The organism is Luminiphilus syltensis NOR5-1B, assembly GCF_000158175.1.
Classification (GTDB): domain Bacteria; phylum Pseudomonadota; class Gammaproteobacteria; order Pseudomonadales; family Halieaceae; genus Luminiphilus; species Luminiphilus syltensis.
This window is the reverse complement of sequence record NZ_DS999411.1, coordinates 3250247-3252426: the sequence shown is the minus strand read 5'-3', so window position 1 is coordinate 3252426 and position 2180 is coordinate 3250247. Positions and strand designations below refer to the sequence as shown.

General features: G+C 51.1%; 1 protein-coding gene. It reads left to right on the top strand.

Features of this window, described 5'->3' with window-relative positions:
• Positions 1–104 precede the first annotated feature (104 nt).
• Positions 105–2153, top strand: coding sequence for a hypothetical protein (locus tag NOR51B_RS14670; RefSeq protein ID WP_009020548.1), 2049 nt, complete (start codon positions 105–107; stop codon positions 2151–2153).
• Positions 2154–2180 lie beyond the last annotated feature (27 nt).

Below are 2180 nucleotides of genomic sequence, written 5' to 3'. Positions count from 1 at the left end.
AATATCAACTACATTGTTGACAAAAATGACATGTCGGGAGATTATCATTCCAATCTAAACGATCGCTTGGCATTGCGTACGGTCGGATAAAGTGGGGGGGCGAAATGTATTGGATAGTTGTTCTTTTAACACAGGTTTTAGTAGCGCTGTCGGCTGAAGTTCATGCAGCGAACGGCTTTATCAGCGGGAAAGTGGTTAATGTCAATCAGCGGCCAGAGGCCGGAGTTTGGGTGATTGCCCAAACCGAAGATTTACCAACGAATTTCCGAAAGATCGTCGCCACGGATGCAGAGGGTCGGTTCGTTCTGCCTGAAATGCCCGAGGCAGATTATCTGGTTTGGGTACGTGGCTATGGTTTGCTCGATAGCGCTAAAGTGGCCGCTTCAGAAGGCGATAACCTGATGCTCAGGGTCGAATCAGCCAAAACAGCGAAAGAGGCTGCGCGTATCTACCCTGCGAATTACTGGATGGCGATGATTCAGGCACCGACATCCGAGATGATCGAAAGCGCTGAGCTCGCTTACGATTCTCCAAAAGCATGGACAGATCAGTTTAAGCTGAATTGCATAATCTGCCATCAGCCGGGTAGTCCTGTCACACGACTTCCTGCCAAGGCGGTTTTTGATCATGGACTGAAAAAGGTTGCGCTGATGGATATGCTCGCGCAGCAGCTTAATCGAGATATGACGCTCGATGTGCTCGATGAGTGGGGACAGCGGTTAGCTGCAGGTGAAACTCCCGATTCAACGCCGCCGAGGCCAACAGGCATTGAGCGCAATTTCGTTATTACGCAGTGGGAATACGGTGGAAAATATACCTACGCTCACGATGTTATTTCCACGGATAAGCGAGATCCTTCTTTATATGCTGAGGAGTTGATTTATGGTTTGGATATTGGCAACGATCACCTTCTGATACTTGATCCCGAGAAAAGCAGCGTCGAGCAAGTGAAGTTAGAACCTTGGGAAGGTGCCGTACCATGGTGCGAGCAAACCTACAAAGCATTAGATTCCGATGAGGAAGTTCATGTCGGCGCCATGCTCTTGGGCTGTCCGGTTGAAGGTGCTACTTCAATGCATAAAGGGGCGTATAACAATCCGGTTAACGCGCACAACCCGATGCTCGATGAACAAGGTCGCATCTGGATGACTATGCAAATTCGTAGGGAGTGGGGTGAGGATCTGCCAGATTTTTGCAAAAAAGACCCATTTATTTCCAGCTATTACCACCACCGCCAGCTAGGTTACTACGATACGAAGAGCGGCGAAGTGGTTCCAGTTGACACCTGTTTTGGTACTCATCATCTGCAGTTTGATGATAAAGGAGTACTTTGGGTCAATGGTGACGACCGGGCAGTTGGTTGGTTGGATACTAACGTTTTCGATCCTTCCCGGCCCGATACGCTTGAGCAGGCAATGGGTTGGTCCGAAGCGGTTGTCGATAGTGATGGCGATGGAAAGGCCGATCTACCGATTGTTGGGTTTCGGTACAGTGTAATCCCGAATCCTGTGGGCAATGATGTTTGGTTTGCCATTCCGCCTGGCTCTTATGGGAAGTTCCCTACCTACGGGAAGCCTGGTTACATCATGCGCTACGATCCTGCCGGTGACACCCATGAGGTTTATAGTCCACCGTTTCCTGCGGCGGGAGCACGCGGTATCGACGTCGATAGCGAGGGTAATATTTGGGCGGCGATGGCGGGTAGTGGCCATCTCGGACGCTTTGATCGGGAGGCCTGCGCGAAAACATGGGGCGACGGCGATCAATGTCCTGAGGGCTGGAAGTTATGGGAGACCCCCGGACCTAATTTCCAGGGTATCGAGTCCTCTGGCTCTGCGGATTTCCATTACTTTATCTGGGTAGATCAGTTCGATACGTTGGGGCTGGGTAGCGATACGGTGGTTCTGAACGGAACTAACTCTGATTCTTTGATTGTGTTTCAACCGGATACCGAAGAATTCACGGTTATACGAATACCGTACCCCATGGTAAGTTTTACCCGCGGAGTCGATGGTCGCATCGATGACCCGAGTGAAGGCTGGAAGGGCCGCGGCCTGTGGTTTACCAACGGGCTGGATCCCATTATGCATTCGGAAGTGCCGAGAAGCTATGTCGGCCATATTCAGCTGCGCCCCAGTCCGTTGGCTCACTAGTATCGAGTTGGCTTAAGTGCGGTGGTC

Excerpts from the sequence above, each read along its gene's own strand:
- NOR51B_RS14670 (WP_009020548.1), top strand. The coding sequence starts at position 105 with ATGTATTGGATAGTTGTTCTTTTAACACAGGTTTTAGTAGCGCTGTCG.